Raw genomic sequence first — 13,448 nt, forward strand, 5'->3', positions numbered from 1 at the left:
AGTCAAGCCACGATCTCCGCCGTCTCAACGACTGCGTGGAACAGCACATCCGCGCCGGCGGTCGCCCATTCCTTGGAGATTTCTTCGGCCTCATTGTGGGAGAGGCCGCCGACGCAGGGGCACATGACCATGGTGGCGGGGGCAACCTTGGCGGCCCAGCAGGCATCGTGACCGGCGCCGGAGATGATGTTCATATGGCTGTAGCCGAGTTTCTCAGCCGCGTTACGCACGGAAGTCACGAGCTTGGGATCGAAGGTGACCGGTTCGAAATGGCCGATGGCTTCCACAGAGCAGCCGACGCCGAGGGCATCGGCGATCTTCTTGCCTTCGGTTTCGATCTTGGTGCGCATGCGATCGAGCTTTTCCTTGTCCGGCGTGCGGATGTCGACGGTGAAGACCACCTTGCCAGGCAGGACATTGCGCGAATTCGGCGAGAAGAAAACCTGGCCGACACCGCCGACGGCCCCCGGCTGGTTTTCCATGGCGACGCTCTGCACCATCTCGATGATCCGCGACATAGCAAGGCCGGCATTGACGCGCATGGCCATCGGCGTCGAGCCTGTATGCGCTTCCTTGCCGGTCAGCGTGAATTCCAGCCACCAAAGGCCCTGACAGTGCGTGACGACGCCGATCGTCTTGTTTTCGGCCTCCAGGATCGGGCCCTGTTCGATATGATATTCGAAATAGGCATGCATCCTGCGAGCACCGACCTCTTCGTCGCCGAGCCAGCCGATGCGCTTCAGCTCCTCGCCATAGGTCTTGCCGTCGGGATCCTTGCGGCCATAGGCATAATCAAGTGTGTGCACGCCGGCAAAGACGCCGGAGGCGAGCATGGCGGGCGCGAAGCGCGCGCCTTCCTCGTTGGCCCAGTTGGTGACCACGATGGGATGTTTGGTCTTGATGCCGAGGTCATTCATCGTGCGCACAACCTCCAGCGCGGCAAGCACGCCGAGCACGCCGTCATACTTGCCGCCGGTCGGCTGGGTATCGAGATGCGAGCCGACATAGACGGGCAGCGCATCTGGATCGGTACCGGCGCGGGTCGCGAACATCGTGCCCATCTTGTCGACGCCGACGGTCATGCCGGCCTTGTCGCACCAGCTCTTGAAAAGGCTGCGTCCCTCGGCGTCCGCATCGGTCAGCGTTTGACGATTATTGCCGCCGGCAATGCCGGGGCCGATTTTCGCCATGTCCATCAGCGTATCCCAAAGGCGATCGCCATTGATACGCATGTTTTCTCCTGGCGCTGCCACCATGATGCAATCCTCACCTGTTTGTCCTGGGGCACGCAAGGCGCATGCCCGAAATTGTTCCCGTTGGTCTTATTTCAAATTCCGGAGTGCCGTCTTGTTTTTCTTGCCCGGAAATCGCCAGTTGCCTTTAGGAGACATCTGACAGATAATTTGACCGATTGGTAAACATTACAACTTCCGTGGCGCGGCTCAAGACGAAAAGCACGAAAAATTCCGATAAAATTTCAGGCGATTGCCAGATCCGATGCATCGACAGGGTGAATGAGGGAACGGCCGAAAGGCTTGGATTTCAAGGAGAAACAGAGCAGATATGGCCATCCCCAGAGCCGCCAGGACGCAGCGCCGTACCCGTATCCAGGAAGAGAAAGAGGAAATCATATTGGAAGCCGCGCTGGACGTATTTTCCGTCAGCGGTTTTCGTGGCTCGACCATCGACCAGATCGCCGAAGTAGCGGGCATGTCGAAGCCCAATCTGCTTTACTATTTCCGCACCAAGGAGGCGATGCATCGGGCCTTGATCGACCGGGTGCTGTTTACCTGGCTGGAGCCGCTGCGCGCTTTCGATGCCAATGGCAACCCCGAAAGCGAGATCCGTTCCTATATCCGCCGCAAGCTCGAGATGGCCCGTGATTTTCCTCGCGAAAGCCGGCTTTTTGCCAATGAAATGCTGCAGGGCGCGCCGCATGTTGAGGACGAGCTGCGTGGGCCGCTGAAGGCGCTTGTGGACGAGAAGGCCGAGGTCATCCGCGCCTGGGCAAAAGCCGGCAAGATCGCTAAATGCGATCCTTATCACCTGATCTTTTCGATCTGGTCGACCACACAGCATTATGCGGATTTCGACGTACAAGTGCGCGCGGTGCTTGGCGACGAGCATTCTGGCGAGGGACGTTTCGAGGATGCTGCCCGCTATCTGGAACAGCTTTTCGTCGACGGGCTTCGGATTCGTCAGGGCTGAGCCGCGGCTCGATCCTTCGGAGGATTGCGCCTAAAATAATAGGCGACCGCAGCAAGCTGTGGTCGCCTTTTGAATGATTGCGGACTTTACCGTTATTCCGCCGCCTGGCGTGCCATCGGATTGTTCGGATGCGTCGTCCAGTTGGCATAGTTCGGATCGACGATCTTGCCGGTGCGCTTGTCGAGGGCGCCGGCCGGCAGTTCTTCCATGGTGATGCAGTTCTCGACCGGGCAGACGTTGACGCACAGATTGCAGCCGACGCATTCCTCTTCCATCACCTCGAAGCGCCTGACGCCATCGACCATGTTGGTGATCGCCTGATGCGAGGTGTCCTCGCAGGCGATGTGACAGCGGCCGCACTTGATGCAGGCATCCTGGTCGATCTTCGCTTTGGCGATGTAGTTGAGGTTCAGATACTGCCAGTCGGAGACATTCGGCACGGCGCGGGCGATAACATCGTCCAGAGTACGATGTCCCTTCTCGTCCATCCAGTCGGAAAGGCCGGTAATCATCTCCTCGACGATCTTGAAGCCATAGGTCATGGCTGCCGTGCAGACCTGCACGTTGCCGGCGCCGAGCGCGAGGAATTCCGCTGCATCGCGCCAGGTGGTGATGCCGCCGATGCCCGATATCGGCAGGCCATAGGTTTCAGGATCGCGGGCTATCTCGGCCACCATGTTGAGCGCGATCGGCTTCACCGCCGGGCCGCAATAGCCGCCATGGCTGCCCTTGCCGCCGACAGTCGGGTTCGGAGCGAAATTGTCGAGATCGACCGAGACGATCGAGTTGATCGTATTGATCAGCGACACGGCATCGGTGCCGCCGGCCTTGGCGGCTCGGGCAGGTTTGCGGATATCGGTGATATTGGGCGTCAGCTTGGTGATGACGGGCATGCGCGTGTACTGCTTACACCAGCGCACGACCATTTCGATATATTCCGGCACCTGTCCGACTGCGGAACCCATGCCGCGCTCGGACATGCCGTGGGGACAGCCGAAATTGAGCTCGATGCCGTCGGCTTCCGTTTCCTCGACCAGCGGCAGGATCGCCTTCCAGGCATCCTCGACGCAGGGGACCATGATCGAGGCGATCAGCGCGCGATCCGGCCAGTTCTTCTTCACCTGCTTCATTTCGCGCAGGTTGGTATAGAGGTCGCGGTCGGTGATCAGCTCGATGTTGTTGAGACCGAGCAGACGTCGGTCGGCGCCCCAGATCGCGCCGTAGCGCGGGCCGTTGACGTTGACGACTGGTGGACCTTCTTCACCGAGCGTCTTCCAGACGACGCCGCCCCAGCCCGCCTTGAACGCGCGCTCGACGTTATAGGCCTTGTCGGTCGGCGGCGCGGAGGCCAGCCAGAACGGGTTCGGAGACTTGATGCCAACGAAATTATTGCGGAGATCAGCCATATCGGTTCTCCTTTCAGGCGACTGCAGCGGCCGGCGTGGCGGCAGCGAGCGCACGATTGATGGATTCGGCCGCGTCGCGACCCTGTGCTACGGCCGAGACCGTCAGGTCGTCGCCGCCAGCCACGCAGTCGCCACCGGCCCATACGCCTTCGATCGAGGTCCGGCCTTCGCCATCGATGGCGATACGGCCGGATTCCATGCGCAGCGCGCCGAGGCCTGAGGCTTCGAACGTCTGGCCGATCGCCTTGAAGATCTGGTCGGCGGCAATGACGCCGACATCGCCGGTGCCAACGAGCTTGCCGTCACGCAGTTCGGTATATTCGACCTCGATGCCAGCGACCTTGCCGTCCTTGTCAAGGATGCGCTTCGGCGCGAGCCAATGGCGGATGATGACGCCCTTGGAGGCGGCCAGATCCTGCTCGAATTCCGAGGCGTTCATGTGTTCCTTGCCGCGGCGATAACAGATCGTCACCTCTTCGGCGCCAAGCAGTTTTGCCTGCACGGCTGCGTCGATCGCGGTCATGCCACCGCCGAGAACGACGACGCGGCGGCCGATGGCGATATCGGCCTTGTTGCTGGCCTGGCGCAGTTCGGCGATGTAGGCGACGGCATCAGCTACGCCCTCGAGATCCTCGCCTTCGGCGCGCAGCGCGTTGACGCCGGCTAGGCCGAGGCCGAGGAAGACGGCGTCATATTGCTGAGAGAGGTCGGAAAGGCTGAAATCGCGGCCGAGTGCCTGGCCGTTTTTCACCTCGATACCGCCGATGGCGAGCACATAGTCGACTTCCTTTTGCGCGAAGTCGTCGACGGCCTTATAGGTTGCGATGCCATATTCATTCAGGCCGCCGGCCTTCTCGCGGGCATCGAAGATGGTAACGTCATGACCCTTGACCGCAAGACGGTGTGCGCAGGCAAGACCGGCCGGACCGGCGCCGATGACGGCGATCTTCTTGCCGGTGGATTCGGCGCGCGTATAGAACTGCTTGTTCTCAGCCATCGCCGTATCGGTTGCATAGCGCTGCAGACGGCCAATCTCGACCGGGCGCTCCTCGGCAGTATTGCGCACGCAAGCCTGCTCACAGAGCTGTTCGGTGGGACAGACGCGGGCGCACATGCCGCCGAGGATGTTCTGATCGAAGATCGTTTTCGCCGAGCCGATGGGATTGCCCGTGGAGATCTGGCGGATGAACATCGGAATGTCGATGGAGGTGGGACAGGCCGTCATGCACGGCGCGTCGTAGCAGAAATAGCAGCGGTCGGATGCGACCAGCGCCTCATGCTTGGTGAGGCGCGGGTGAAGATCGGAAAAGTTTGCATCATATTCGGCGGGCGTGAGCCTGCCTTTATGAATCCCAGTTTCCAGTCGTCCCATTGAAGTTCCCTCTTATAGTAAACGGCTAGTACTGGAACGGTAACTCAGCTTAAAAAATTTATCAAACGGTAAAATTTTGATCGCAAAGCGTGCCTCGATACGCCTTCCTGTGGGAGAACGAGAACGTTTTCGATCACTGGAGCTTTTATCTTAAAGATATGATTTAAATAGTTTTTCTTCTTTTCCGCACGCGGTTCGGAAAGATTTGAGGCACGACAATGACTGCGAGCGCCTGTCTGCAATTGGAGGGACGCCATGTCAGAGGCTGTGCTGAAATGTAAAAAGTTGATGAATTTTTTTGGATCTGGGTGGAACCAAGGCTTTGCAGCATCGTTATGTCGATGTCCTGATGATGATCGCATCTCCTGATGCACGCCCAATACGTCTCAGGACTCTACTCACGGTCCCCTCCCGATGAGTGCAAAGCAGCCAGTGCGCCGCCCTCGCACTGGCTGTTTTATTGTGCTCCCGCCGGCCGCTAGCGGCGTCTTAGGATTTCATATTCAGTTTCGGGAATGGTGAGCCGATAGCCGATGCTGCCGTCGTCAATGGCGAAGTCTGCGCGGCCATTCATGGACGTCGGCACGACGCGTTCAAGCACCGTGCGGCTGAAGCTATTGTCCTCGAATTCATGGTCAGCGGGCGCGTAGAAACGCTCAGACCAGGCGACCTCAATCGCCTTCTTGCCGTCGAGCTCGGCTTCCTTGCAATTTAACGTGATGCCGGTGGCGCCGGTCGAGATGGCGCCATGCGAGGCGGAATTGACGATGAGCTCGTGCAGAGCAAGCCCCAGATGCACGGCGGCATTGGGCGTCAGATGTGCGTTGATGCCGTAGATCGGCATGGGCACGCCTGCATCGGGCCAATAGGGGGCGAACTGCTTTTCCGCCAGTTCGAACAAATATGCACCGCGCCAGCTGGAATCCGTGATGAGATCCTGCGAATTCGACAGGGATTGCAGACGGCCGCGGAATTTGATGAGGAAATTGTCGACGGAAAGCGTGTGGCGGGCGGTCTGCGTGGCGATACCCTGAATGATGGCGAGCAGGTTCTTGGAGCGATGCGACAGTTCGCGCAGCAGCGACTTCAGCACTTTTTCGCGGTGGCGGCTCTCGGTGATTTCGGAGATGACAGACAGCACGCCTTGCGGCTTGCGCCCGCCGATGCGTTCCATTTTCAGCTCGTAGATCCGTGCGCCGTCGCCGCTGGCGATCTCAACCTCGGCGGTTGCTGGCTTGCCGCTTTCGAGCACGCCCCGTTTCAAACGCAAGAGGTGCTCGCCATCCTTTTCTCCAAAGAGATGCGAGTCATTACCGCCCATGACGACAGACGATTGCAGATGGTCCGGCAGATTGTCGGCATAACGGATCGAAAGATTTACATCCTGGAACAGGATGGACAAACTGGCGCTCGCAAGCGCCCGCTCCATCAGAGCGGCTTTGCCTTCCAAGCTCAAAGGCGCGCCGGGTAATGGTTCAGACGTATTCACCGGCTTGCCTTTCACACGCATTTCGAGAACCCCGCCGATAGGGCATTCTCACTCGTAACAACTTGAACCGACCTATAGAACCGCCCCGGATAACAGTCGGTAAACCGGCCGTTTCGAACCCAAACGCCCGGTTATGGTCTTTGTTCCGCCATGGGGTTTTCACTTGGATCAGGCGGCCACCTTTGTGGTTTCGTTAAAGAAGAGTGCCTGGCTGATGAGGGCCTTCACCATGTCTGGATTGAAAGGCTTGGTCACGAGGAAAGTCGGCTCCGGCCGCTCGCCGGTCAGCAGCCGCTCGGGGAAAGCCGTGATGAAGATGACCGGGATGCTGGCGGTCTTGAGGATGTCGTTGACTGCATCGATGCCCGAACTGCCGTCGGCGAGCTGGATGTCGGCAAGCACCATGCTCGGCTTCGTCGCATTATAAAGAGCGACGGCTTCGGCGTGGGTGCGGGCAATGCCGGTGACGCGGTGTCCGAGGCTCTCCACCATCTGCTCGATGTCCATTGCGATCAGCGGCTCATCCTCGATGATCATGATATCCGTTGCCACCTGGCGCGAGATTTCCTGGGAGGCGGTATCGAGCAGGTGCATGGCATCGCTTTCAGAGACATCGAGAATATCGGCGATCTCGCCGAGGCGGAAACTTTCGACAGATGCGAGCAGGAAAGCCTGACGCGCAAGTGGCGAGACCTTGGAAAGGTTTACGGATGCGCGCTGTTCCCAGGCGAAAGGTGAGGCCGGTTCAGGAATCTGAAGTGTCACGGAACCGAACAGCTTCGTGAACAGTTTATAGAGTGCGACGCGGTCGCTGTCGGTGTCCGGAAAGATGGATATGTCGGCGATGATGGCTTCCAAAACCGCAGCAACATAGGCGTCCCCCGACGTCTGTGTTCCGGTCAAAGCACGTGAATAACGCCGCAAATACGGAAGATGCGGCGCAATGCGTGTGGAAAGTGTCATCAATGGCTCCCGCCTCTATCAAATTCTAATTAAATACAGCCCGGAGGCCGCAATGACTAACAAACGTCAGTTGAGTAAAAAAGTTCCTCTTTGTCGGAACTTTTTTTAGGCAGTCGCATTACAATGCTTACAATCGGACGACCTCAACCTTTACGATTCGTTAGGCAACTGTTTTGAATGAGGTCAACCGCTCTCCCAAACGGGGAGGCAAGGGCGCGCCTTATCCATGAACGCGAGACAATTGAGAAGCGAGCAGGCCAAATGACCATCCAGAATCATGAGGACGCAGATAAGAAGGCATCGGACCTGCGTGCGATGGATATCCTCGACCCCAACAATCAGATCGGCAACCGGCTCCGTTCGTTCTATTCCGCCATGCAGGACGAAGCCATTCCTGATCGCTTCCTGGATCTTTTGGAGAAGCTCGATCAAGCCGAACGCTTGGCCTCCGCAAAGGTCTCCGAATAGGAGGTGGCGCCATGGAAACGCAAACGAGCTTCAAGCGCGAACTTCTCGCCGCCCTCCCGAGCCTCCGAGCCTTTGCCATTTCTCTGACCGGCCGCCACGATCGAGCCGACGATCTTGTTCAGGACACGATCATGAAGGCCTGGGCGAAGCAGGACCATTTCGAGATGGGCACCAATATGAAGGCCTGGCTCTTCACCATCCTGCGCAACGAGCTCTACAGCCAGATGCGCAAGAGCGGCCGTGAAGTGCAGGACAGCGACGGCGTATTCACCGAATCGATGGCGACGCATCCCTCGCAATATGGCGCCGTAGACCTGCAGGATTTCCGCAAGGCATTGGACCAGCTGCCGCCCGATCAGCGCGAAGCCATCATCCTGGTGGGCGCATCCGGATTTTCCTATGAGGAGGCAGCCGAGATTTGCGGCTGCGCAGTCGGCACCATCAAGAGCCGCGTCAACCGCGCGCGCCAGCGGCTGCAGGAATTGTTGGATATTTCCGGTGAGGCCGATTTCGGCCCGGATGCCACGTCTGCACCGCTGACGTCCAAAGCATTCGCTTTCTAAGAAAAGGCCCGGTGCTATCGACCGAGCCTTTTCTCGTTCCGACCGATTTCTACGGTTTTCATGCCTTTTGCGGCAGCCCGTCAGTGAAGAGCGGATTCAACTCCGCCTTGTCGGCCCTTTTACGCTCATGAATGCCGGTTCAATCGTCCTCGTCGCGCGTACCGAACAGATTGCCGAAGAGAAGAGCGGCGGCAATGGCCGCAGTCATCAGCGGTTGCTTGCGTACGAGGCCGAGCGCTGCGGCCGCTACAGATTCCATCGCCAGCACACGCTCTCTGGCCTGCCGTTTCTCCTGCTGGTTGATGATGGCCATAATGACGAGGACGATCAGCCCGAGCAGCAGAGCGCCTGCCGCTATCAGCAGCGCCGAAACCGCAGCATCGTAGATCGTCGCAAGCCAGATGGCAGCCGCGATCAGGGCGAAGGCATAGGCCGTCAGCAGCAGGAGGACGGCAATGGCAATGAAAATACCGTTGCGCTTGGTCCGCGCAACGGTACGGTTGAACGTGCCTGAGAGAAGTAGGCCGAGGATCGGAGCGATCATCCCGCCACCCTAGCGGCGAGACAAAAGCAGGGCGACGGCAAGGCCGAAGGCGGCAGCCGCGCCGATGGTGGCGACGGGATGCTGGCGTACAGTTCTGCGCACTTCACGCGAGCCCCTTGCATAGCCGCGCTGCAAATCGTGCAGCAATTCTTCACCGCGGACAGCGAGATCATCAAGTCCCGACTCGGCATTTGCGCGCCATTTCTTGCTTTGCTTTGCGCCATTCTCGCCGATCAGCTTGGCAAAGGCCGCAACTTCTTCGCGCAGCGAGTCGATCTGTTCTTCGATGGTTGCTTCGACATCATGCAGGCTGCTGCCATTGCGCTTGCCGCGCGTCGAATGGAGGAAGGATGTGGCCATGTTCAGCTCCCTTTCGCTTTGGGCGCCCCTTGGGGCACCTGTTTTCGTGATGATCGGGATTTTTCCGACACACCAGAATATTCCACGCTCGGAACATCGATTCCGACCGCGTCATCTCAACGCGCGGATGCAACAAAAAGTTCCGGATGTGCGGGCGTCAATCGGCCAGTGCGCTATGGGCGAGAACGAAGGGAGCACCGTCGGAGGGAACGCGGTTGACGCGCAGGTTGCAGCCGAAGACATGCTGCAGGTGCTGGTCCGTCAACACGTCCTTGATCGATCCCGTGGCCTGCAGCCGACCGTTCTTGAGCAGGACCATCCGGTCGGCGAAAAGCGCGGTCAGGTTGAGATCGTGCATGACGGCGATGACGCCGCCGCCACGCCGGCAGAATTGCCGTGCAAGCGTCATGATGGTGAGCTGATGGCTGATGTCGAGGCTGGAAACAGGTTCGTCGAGCAGCAGCCAGCAAGGCTTGCCATCAATGACGGGCTCGGAAATCTGGCAGAGCACGCGCGCGAGCTGGACACGCTGCTGTTCGCCGCCGGAAAGCTCCTGATAGAAGCGGCCTTCGAAGCCGCCGAGATCGACGGCGGCAAGCGCCTCCGTCGCGATACGATCGGCTTGCTCCGGATGGCTATTGCGGCCGCTGGTCAGGCCCATGCGCACGATCTCGCGGACGGTGAAGGGGAAGGATATCGAGCTTGCTTGGGGCAGGACGCCGCGCATTTCAGCAAGCTGCCATGGCTCCAGGGCCTTGATTTCAACACCGTTCATATGGATGCCGCCGCTATAGGCGAGCTCGCCTGAGATGGCTTTCATCGTCGTGGTTTTGCCGGAGCCGTTCGGCCCGCAAATGGCGGTCAGCGTGCCGGCCTCGGCCGTGAAGGATATATCCTGCACGACCGGTTTGCCGGCAAGCCGGATGCTCAAATTGGAGACATCGATCATCGCGAACTCACAGGTTGAGACGCGAGCGCTGCCTGAGCAGCATCCACAGGAAGAAGGGACCGCCAACGCCAGCCGTCAGAATGCCGATCGGCAGCTCGGCCGGAGAAACGATGGTGCGGGCGACCACATCGGCAGCGACCAGCAACGAGCCGCCCAGCAGTGCCGAGGCCGGCAGCAGGAAACGATGGTCGGGGCCGATGACCATGCGCAGGATATGCGGGACGACGATGCCGACAAAGCCTATACCGCCGCTGACGGCGACGGAGGCGCCGACCGCCGCAGCGACGCTGACGATGGCGATATTCTTCAGCCGCTGCACAGATATCCCCATGTGGAAAGCGGCCGCCTCGCCGAGCGTCAGCGCATTCAGCCCGCGCGCCATGAAGGGAAGGGGCAGAAGCGAAAGGACGATGATCGGGCCGGCACCTGCGACCTTGCTCCAGGTCGAGCCCGCCAGCGATCCCATGCTCCAGAAGGTCAGGTCGCGCAACTGCCGGTCGTCGGCCATGTAGATGAGGATTCCCGTTGCCGCCAGCGCCAGCGAACCGAGCGCGATGCCGGCCAGCAGCATGGTCGCGATGGAGGTCTGCCCGTACCGGGTTGCGACTTTATAAAGCAATATCGTCGTTGCCAGACCGCTGATGAAGGCGGCGATGGAAAGAGCGAAGACGCCGAGGATATGCGCAACCGGGGCAAGCACGCCGCCGCCGAGGACGATCATGGCAACCGCACCGAGGCTGGAACCGGCAGATACGCCGATCAGGCCGGGATCGGCCAGCGGATTGCGGAAAAGGCCCTGCATGACAGCACCCGAAACCGCCAGCCCGCCGCCGATCAGGAAGCCGAGGACGGCGCGAGGCAGGCGGATCTCGAAAATGACGATGCGGTCGCGGATGCTAAGCGTGCTTTCCGTGCTGCCGGTCAGTATGCCCGTTACGATATCGATGACCGAAGCATTCGATGCGCCTGTCGTGATCGAAAACAGAAAGGCGGCTGCCGAAATCACCAAGAGGCTGGCGACAACGAAGATTGCAAGCGTGCTGCGATCTCCCTCGCGTCGGCGTGCCGGGTTTTGCGACATCTGCTTCAGTCCGGCCATGGCATCGTTGAACGCCACGTCAGCCTCCGTAGATCGCCGCGTTCAGCTCGCGAATGGCGCTGGCCGTGCGTGGTCCGAAGCCGAGGAGGTGCAGGCCGTCCATGCGCACGATCGCCTTGTGGCTCGCGGCCGGCGTCAGCGAAATGGCCGGCTGCTTCAGGAGGTCTTCGTTCGACATCGACAGCGGCCCTTCGCGATCCATGATCAGGATCACGTCCGGCTTGGCTTCGATGATGGCTTCATCCGTCACCGATTTGTAGCCGGAGAAGCCGCTGATCGCGTTGGTGGCGCCGGTAAGCTTGATGATGCCGTCGGCGGCCGTATTGGTGCCCGAGGCCATGATCTTGCCGTTCTGGTTGCTGAGCACGAAAAGGACGCGCTTACGCTCGGCCTCCGGGCGCTTGGCTGATTCATTGATGGCCGCATCGAGATCGGCGGCGACCTTGGCTTCCAGGGCCTTGGCCTTGTCCGGCACGCCAAGCAGCGCGCCGACGACTTCGATCTTCTTCAGGATGCCGTCGCGATCGTAGTGTTGCGGCACGGTCTCGAAAGGCAGGCTGGCATTGCGCAACACGGCCAGCGCTTCCGGCGGCCCGGAGCCTTCGACGGCAATGATGGCGGTCGGATTGACGGCCAGAATGCCTTCCGGCGACAGCGCGCGCATATAGCCGACATCGGGAAGCTTGGTCGCTTCCTTCGGATAAAGGCTGGTGGAATCGCGGGCGATGAGCCGCTTTTCCTCGCCGAGCGCATAGACGATCTCTGTCACATCGCCGCCGATGGAGACGAGGCGCGAGGTATCCGGCATCTTGGCCGTTTCGGTGGCGTGCGCGTGGCGCACGAAACTGCCAAGGCCCGCGATCGGGTTGGCCGGCACGAGCGGCAGGGCCATTACCATCACGGTCAGAGCGACTTCCCACGGCCTGATGCGCTTCAAGTTCTTGAACATCGTCATGACCATCCTCATGCGGCAACGTTGGTACCGGCCCTTGTCAGGCTTTCGATGATGGCGCGCCAATCGGGGCGCTCATCGAAGCCTTCTTTTCGCTTGCCGAAGAACTGGATAATCATCTCGCCTTGGGCGTTGTAGGCTTCGAGCGAGGTGACATGGCCGTCCTTGGTCGGCTTGCGCACGACCCATGCCTCGGCGATGTGATCCAGCCGCAGGTGCAGATGGAAGGTCGGGTCCATGACATTGATCCAGGGACCCATGGCCTGCACGTTGTAGATCGGGCCGGAGTGGATCTGCACCGTTCCTTCATTGGCGACGAAGCACATGATCGGGAGGCCCTCGCGCACGCAGGCATGCATCATTTCCGCGACGGCACCCGCATCCAGCTTCCACGCATAATCGTCGCCGACGGTGCGGATCGCATCCTGGCGGCCGATTTTCAGCTTCTTCAGCATGCCGAAGAATTCGTGCGTATCGGTCATGCGGCTCCAATGGTCGCGCAGCTCGTCGCGGCTGACGTCGCCATCGGTTGCGCCATTGTCATAGCCGGAACGGTCTTCGATAAATTCCTGTGACTGGTCTTCGATGCGCAGCTCGGCGACCATGGCGTGATAGGCCTCGACATTCGATTCTGGGCGCAGATGCACCTTGTGGACGGCATCGCCGGCCTTGTCGAAGAACTGCAGGCTGAGCCTCTTCTGATCGCCATCGGTCTTAGTGACGGCAAAGCCATGAACCCAGCGCTTCGGAAAGATGCGCAGGTCGATATTCTCGCCAAGCACGATCGCCGCCTGCGCGCCGAATTTCATGTTCTCATAGACGCCGATTTTCTCATGCACGGCGCTTTCGTTGCGCGACAGCGCCATGATTTCGCCGAGCGAGGCGATCCGCTCCAGGAAGCGATCGACGCTGGCATCGATGCGGATGGCCGAAATGCAGACCTCGGCGGCCACGAGCGCCGCTTCGGAAATCTCGAGGCGGGCAGCGATGTCGCGCTCGCGCATCTTCGGGTTCTCGGCGCGGAAAGCGCGAATTTCGGCAGGGGTCGGGCGAGTCGTCTTATTCATCTGTCATG

General features: G+C 59.9%; 14 protein-coding genes. 3 read left to right on the top strand and 11 right to left on the bottom strand.

The genetic code is table 11. The features are described 5' to 3' along the window. Positions 1–2 precede the first annotated feature (2 nt). Positions 3–1,256, bottom strand: a complete 1,254-nt coding sequence (locus tag FBZ99_RS07225) for a Zn-dependent hydrolase (protein WP_145632165.1) — start codon at positions 1,254–1,256, stop codon at positions 3–5. Positions 1,257–1,563: 307 nt separating this feature from the next. Here FBZ99_RS07225 and FBZ99_RS07230 point away from each other — a divergent pair, with 307 nt between their 5' ends. Next, a complete protein-coding gene (locus tag FBZ99_RS07230; protein ID WP_113330229.1) occupies positions 1,564–2,208 on the top strand; it encodes a TetR family transcriptional regulator C-terminal domain-containing protein in 645 nt (214 codons plus the stop codon). Positions 2,209–2,300: 92 nt separating this feature from the next. Here FBZ99_RS07230 and preA read toward each other — a convergent pair whose 3' ends face one another. From preA to FBZ99_RS07250, 4 genes are all read right to left on the bottom strand, one after another. Further along, on the bottom strand, positions 2,301–3,614 hold the full coding sequence (preA, locus tag FBZ99_RS07235) for an NAD-dependent dihydropyrimidine dehydrogenase subunit PreA (RefSeq protein WP_113330228.1): 1,314 nt from the start codon (positions 3,612–3,614) through the stop codon (positions 2,301–2,303). Between the two features lie 13 nt (positions 3,615–3,627). Next, positions 3,628–4,986 (bottom strand): NAD(P)-dependent oxidoreductase, encoded by a 1,359-nt coding sequence (locus FBZ99_RS07240; RefSeq protein WP_145632167.1) that lies wholly within the window; start codon positions 4,984–4,986, stop codon positions 3,628–3,630. A 478-nt stretch (positions 4,987–5,464) separates the two neighbouring features. Further along, positions 5,465–6,496, bottom strand: a complete 1,032-nt coding sequence (locus FBZ99_RS07245) for a sensor histidine kinase (protein WP_145632169.1) — start codon at positions 6,494–6,496, stop codon at positions 5,465–5,467. A gap of 147 nt (positions 6,497–6,643) precedes the next feature. Beyond that, complete coding sequence (locus FBZ99_RS07250; protein WP_069611680.1) at positions 6,644–7,438, bottom strand: response regulator; 795 nt, start codon at positions 7,436–7,438, stop codon at positions 6,644–6,646. Positions 7,439–7,699: 261 nt separating this feature from the next. On the opposite strand from FBZ99_RS07250, the gene FBZ99_RS07255 reads away from it, so the two are divergent. Next, positions 7,700–7,906, top strand: a complete 207-nt coding sequence (locus FBZ99_RS07255) for a NepR family anti-sigma factor (protein WP_113395451.1) — start codon at positions 7,700–7,702, stop codon at positions 7,904–7,906. Between the two features lie 11 nt (positions 7,907–7,917). Continuing rightward, complete coding sequence (locus FBZ99_RS07260; RefSeq protein ID WP_004107036.1) at positions 7,918–8,469, top strand: RNA polymerase sigma factor; 552 nt, start codon at positions 7,918–7,920, stop codon at positions 8,467–8,469. 139 nt (positions 8,470–8,608) lie between these two features. On the opposite strand, the gene FBZ99_RS07265 is transcribed toward FBZ99_RS07260, so the two are convergent. The 6 genes from FBZ99_RS07265 to FBZ99_RS07290 form a co-directional block, all read right to left on the bottom strand. Continuing rightward, positions 8,609–9,013 carry a hypothetical protein gene (locus FBZ99_RS07265; protein WP_145632171.1) on the bottom strand — a complete coding sequence of 135 codons (405 nt, stop codon included), beginning with the start codon at positions 9,011–9,013 and terminating at the stop codon, positions 8,609–8,611. A 9-nt stretch (positions 9,014–9,022) separates the two neighbouring features. Then, on the bottom strand, positions 9,023–9,373 hold the full coding sequence (locus FBZ99_RS07270) for a glycine zipper domain-containing protein (RefSeq protein WP_113330223.1): 351 nt from the start codon (positions 9,371–9,373) through the stop codon (positions 9,023–9,025). Between the two features lie 157 nt (positions 9,374–9,530). Continuing rightward, on the bottom strand, positions 9,531–10,322 hold the full coding sequence (locus FBZ99_RS07275; protein WP_145632173.1) for a heme ABC transporter ATP-binding protein: 792 nt from the start codon (positions 10,320–10,322) through the stop codon (positions 9,531–9,533). 7 nt (positions 10,323–10,329) lie between these two features. Next, positions 10,330–11,421 (bottom strand): FecCD family ABC transporter permease, encoded by a 1,092-nt coding sequence (locus FBZ99_RS07280; RefSeq protein ID WP_442966449.1) that lies wholly within the window; start codon positions 11,419–11,421, stop codon positions 10,330–10,332. A 19-nt stretch (positions 11,422–11,440) separates the two neighbouring features. Continuing rightward, on the bottom strand, positions 11,441–12,376 hold the full coding sequence (locus tag FBZ99_RS07285; protein WP_145632178.1) for a heme/hemin ABC transporter substrate-binding protein: 936 nt from the start codon (positions 12,374–12,376) through the stop codon (positions 11,441–11,443). 8 nt (positions 12,377–12,384) lie between these two features. Beyond that, a complete protein-coding gene (locus FBZ99_RS07290) occupies positions 12,385–13,440 on the bottom strand; it encodes a hemin-degrading factor (protein WP_145632180.1) in 1,056 nt (351 codons plus the stop codon). Between the last annotated feature and the right edge of the window lie 8 nt (positions 13,441–13,448).

It is taken from the genome of Rhizobium sp. ERR 1071 (genome assembly GCF_007828675.1).
Classification (GTDB): domain Bacteria; phylum Pseudomonadota; class Alphaproteobacteria; order Rhizobiales; family Rhizobiaceae; genus Rhizobium; species Rhizobium dioscoreae.

Bases quoted from the DNA above. Each gene is read 5' to 3' on its own strand.
- FBZ99_RS07225 (WP_145632165.1), bottom strand. From the start codon at position 1,256: ATGGTGGCAGCGCCAGGAGAAAACATGCGTATCAATGGCGATCGCCTT.
- FBZ99_RS07285 (WP_145632178.1), bottom strand. From the start codon at position 12,376: ATGACGATGTTCAAGAACTTGAAGCGCATCAGGCCGTGGGAAGTCGCT.
- FBZ99_RS07280 (WP_442966449.1), bottom strand. From the start codon at position 11,421: ATGGCCGGACTGAAGCAGATGTCGCAAAACCCGGCACGCCGACGCGAG.
- FBZ99_RS07255 (WP_113395451.1), top strand. From the start codon at position 7,700: ATGACCATCCAGAATCATGAGGACGCAGATAAGAAGGCATCGGACCTG.
- FBZ99_RS07240 (WP_145632167.1), bottom strand. From the start codon at position 4,986: ATGGGACGACTGGAAACTGGGATTCATAAAGGCAGGCTCACGCCCGCC.
- FBZ99_RS07290 (WP_145632180.1), bottom strand. From the start codon at position 13,440: ATGAATAAGACGACTCGCCCGACCCCTGCCGAAATTCGCGCTTTCCGC.
- FBZ99_RS07230 (WP_113330229.1), top strand. From the start codon at position 1,564: ATGGCCATCCCCAGAGCCGCCAGGACGCAGCGCCGTACCCGTATCCAG.
- FBZ99_RS07245 (WP_145632169.1), bottom strand. From the start codon at position 6,496: ATGCGTGTGAAAGGCAAGCCGGTGAATACGTCTGAACCATTACCCGGC.
- FBZ99_RS07275 (WP_145632173.1), bottom strand. From the start codon at position 10,322: ATGATCGATGTCTCCAATTTGAGCATCCGGCTTGCCGGCAAACCGGTC.
- FBZ99_RS07260 (WP_004107036.1), top strand. From the start codon at position 7,918: ATGGAAACGCAAACGAGCTTCAAGCGCGAACTTCTCGCCGCCCTCCCG.
- FBZ99_RS07250 (WP_069611680.1), bottom strand. From the start codon at position 7,438: ATGACACTTTCCACACGCATTGCGCCGCATCTTCCGTATTTGCGGCGT.
- FBZ99_RS07265 (WP_145632171.1), bottom strand. From the start codon at position 9,013: ATGATCGCTCCGATCCTCGGCCTACTTCTCTCAGGCACGTTCAACCGT.
- FBZ99_RS07270 (WP_113330223.1), bottom strand. From the start codon at position 9,373: ATGGCCACATCCTTCCTCCATTCGACGCGCGGCAAGCGCAATGGCAGC.
- preA (WP_113330228.1), bottom strand. From the start codon at position 3,614: ATGGCTGATCTCCGCAATAATTTCGTTGGCATCAAGTCTCCGAACCCG.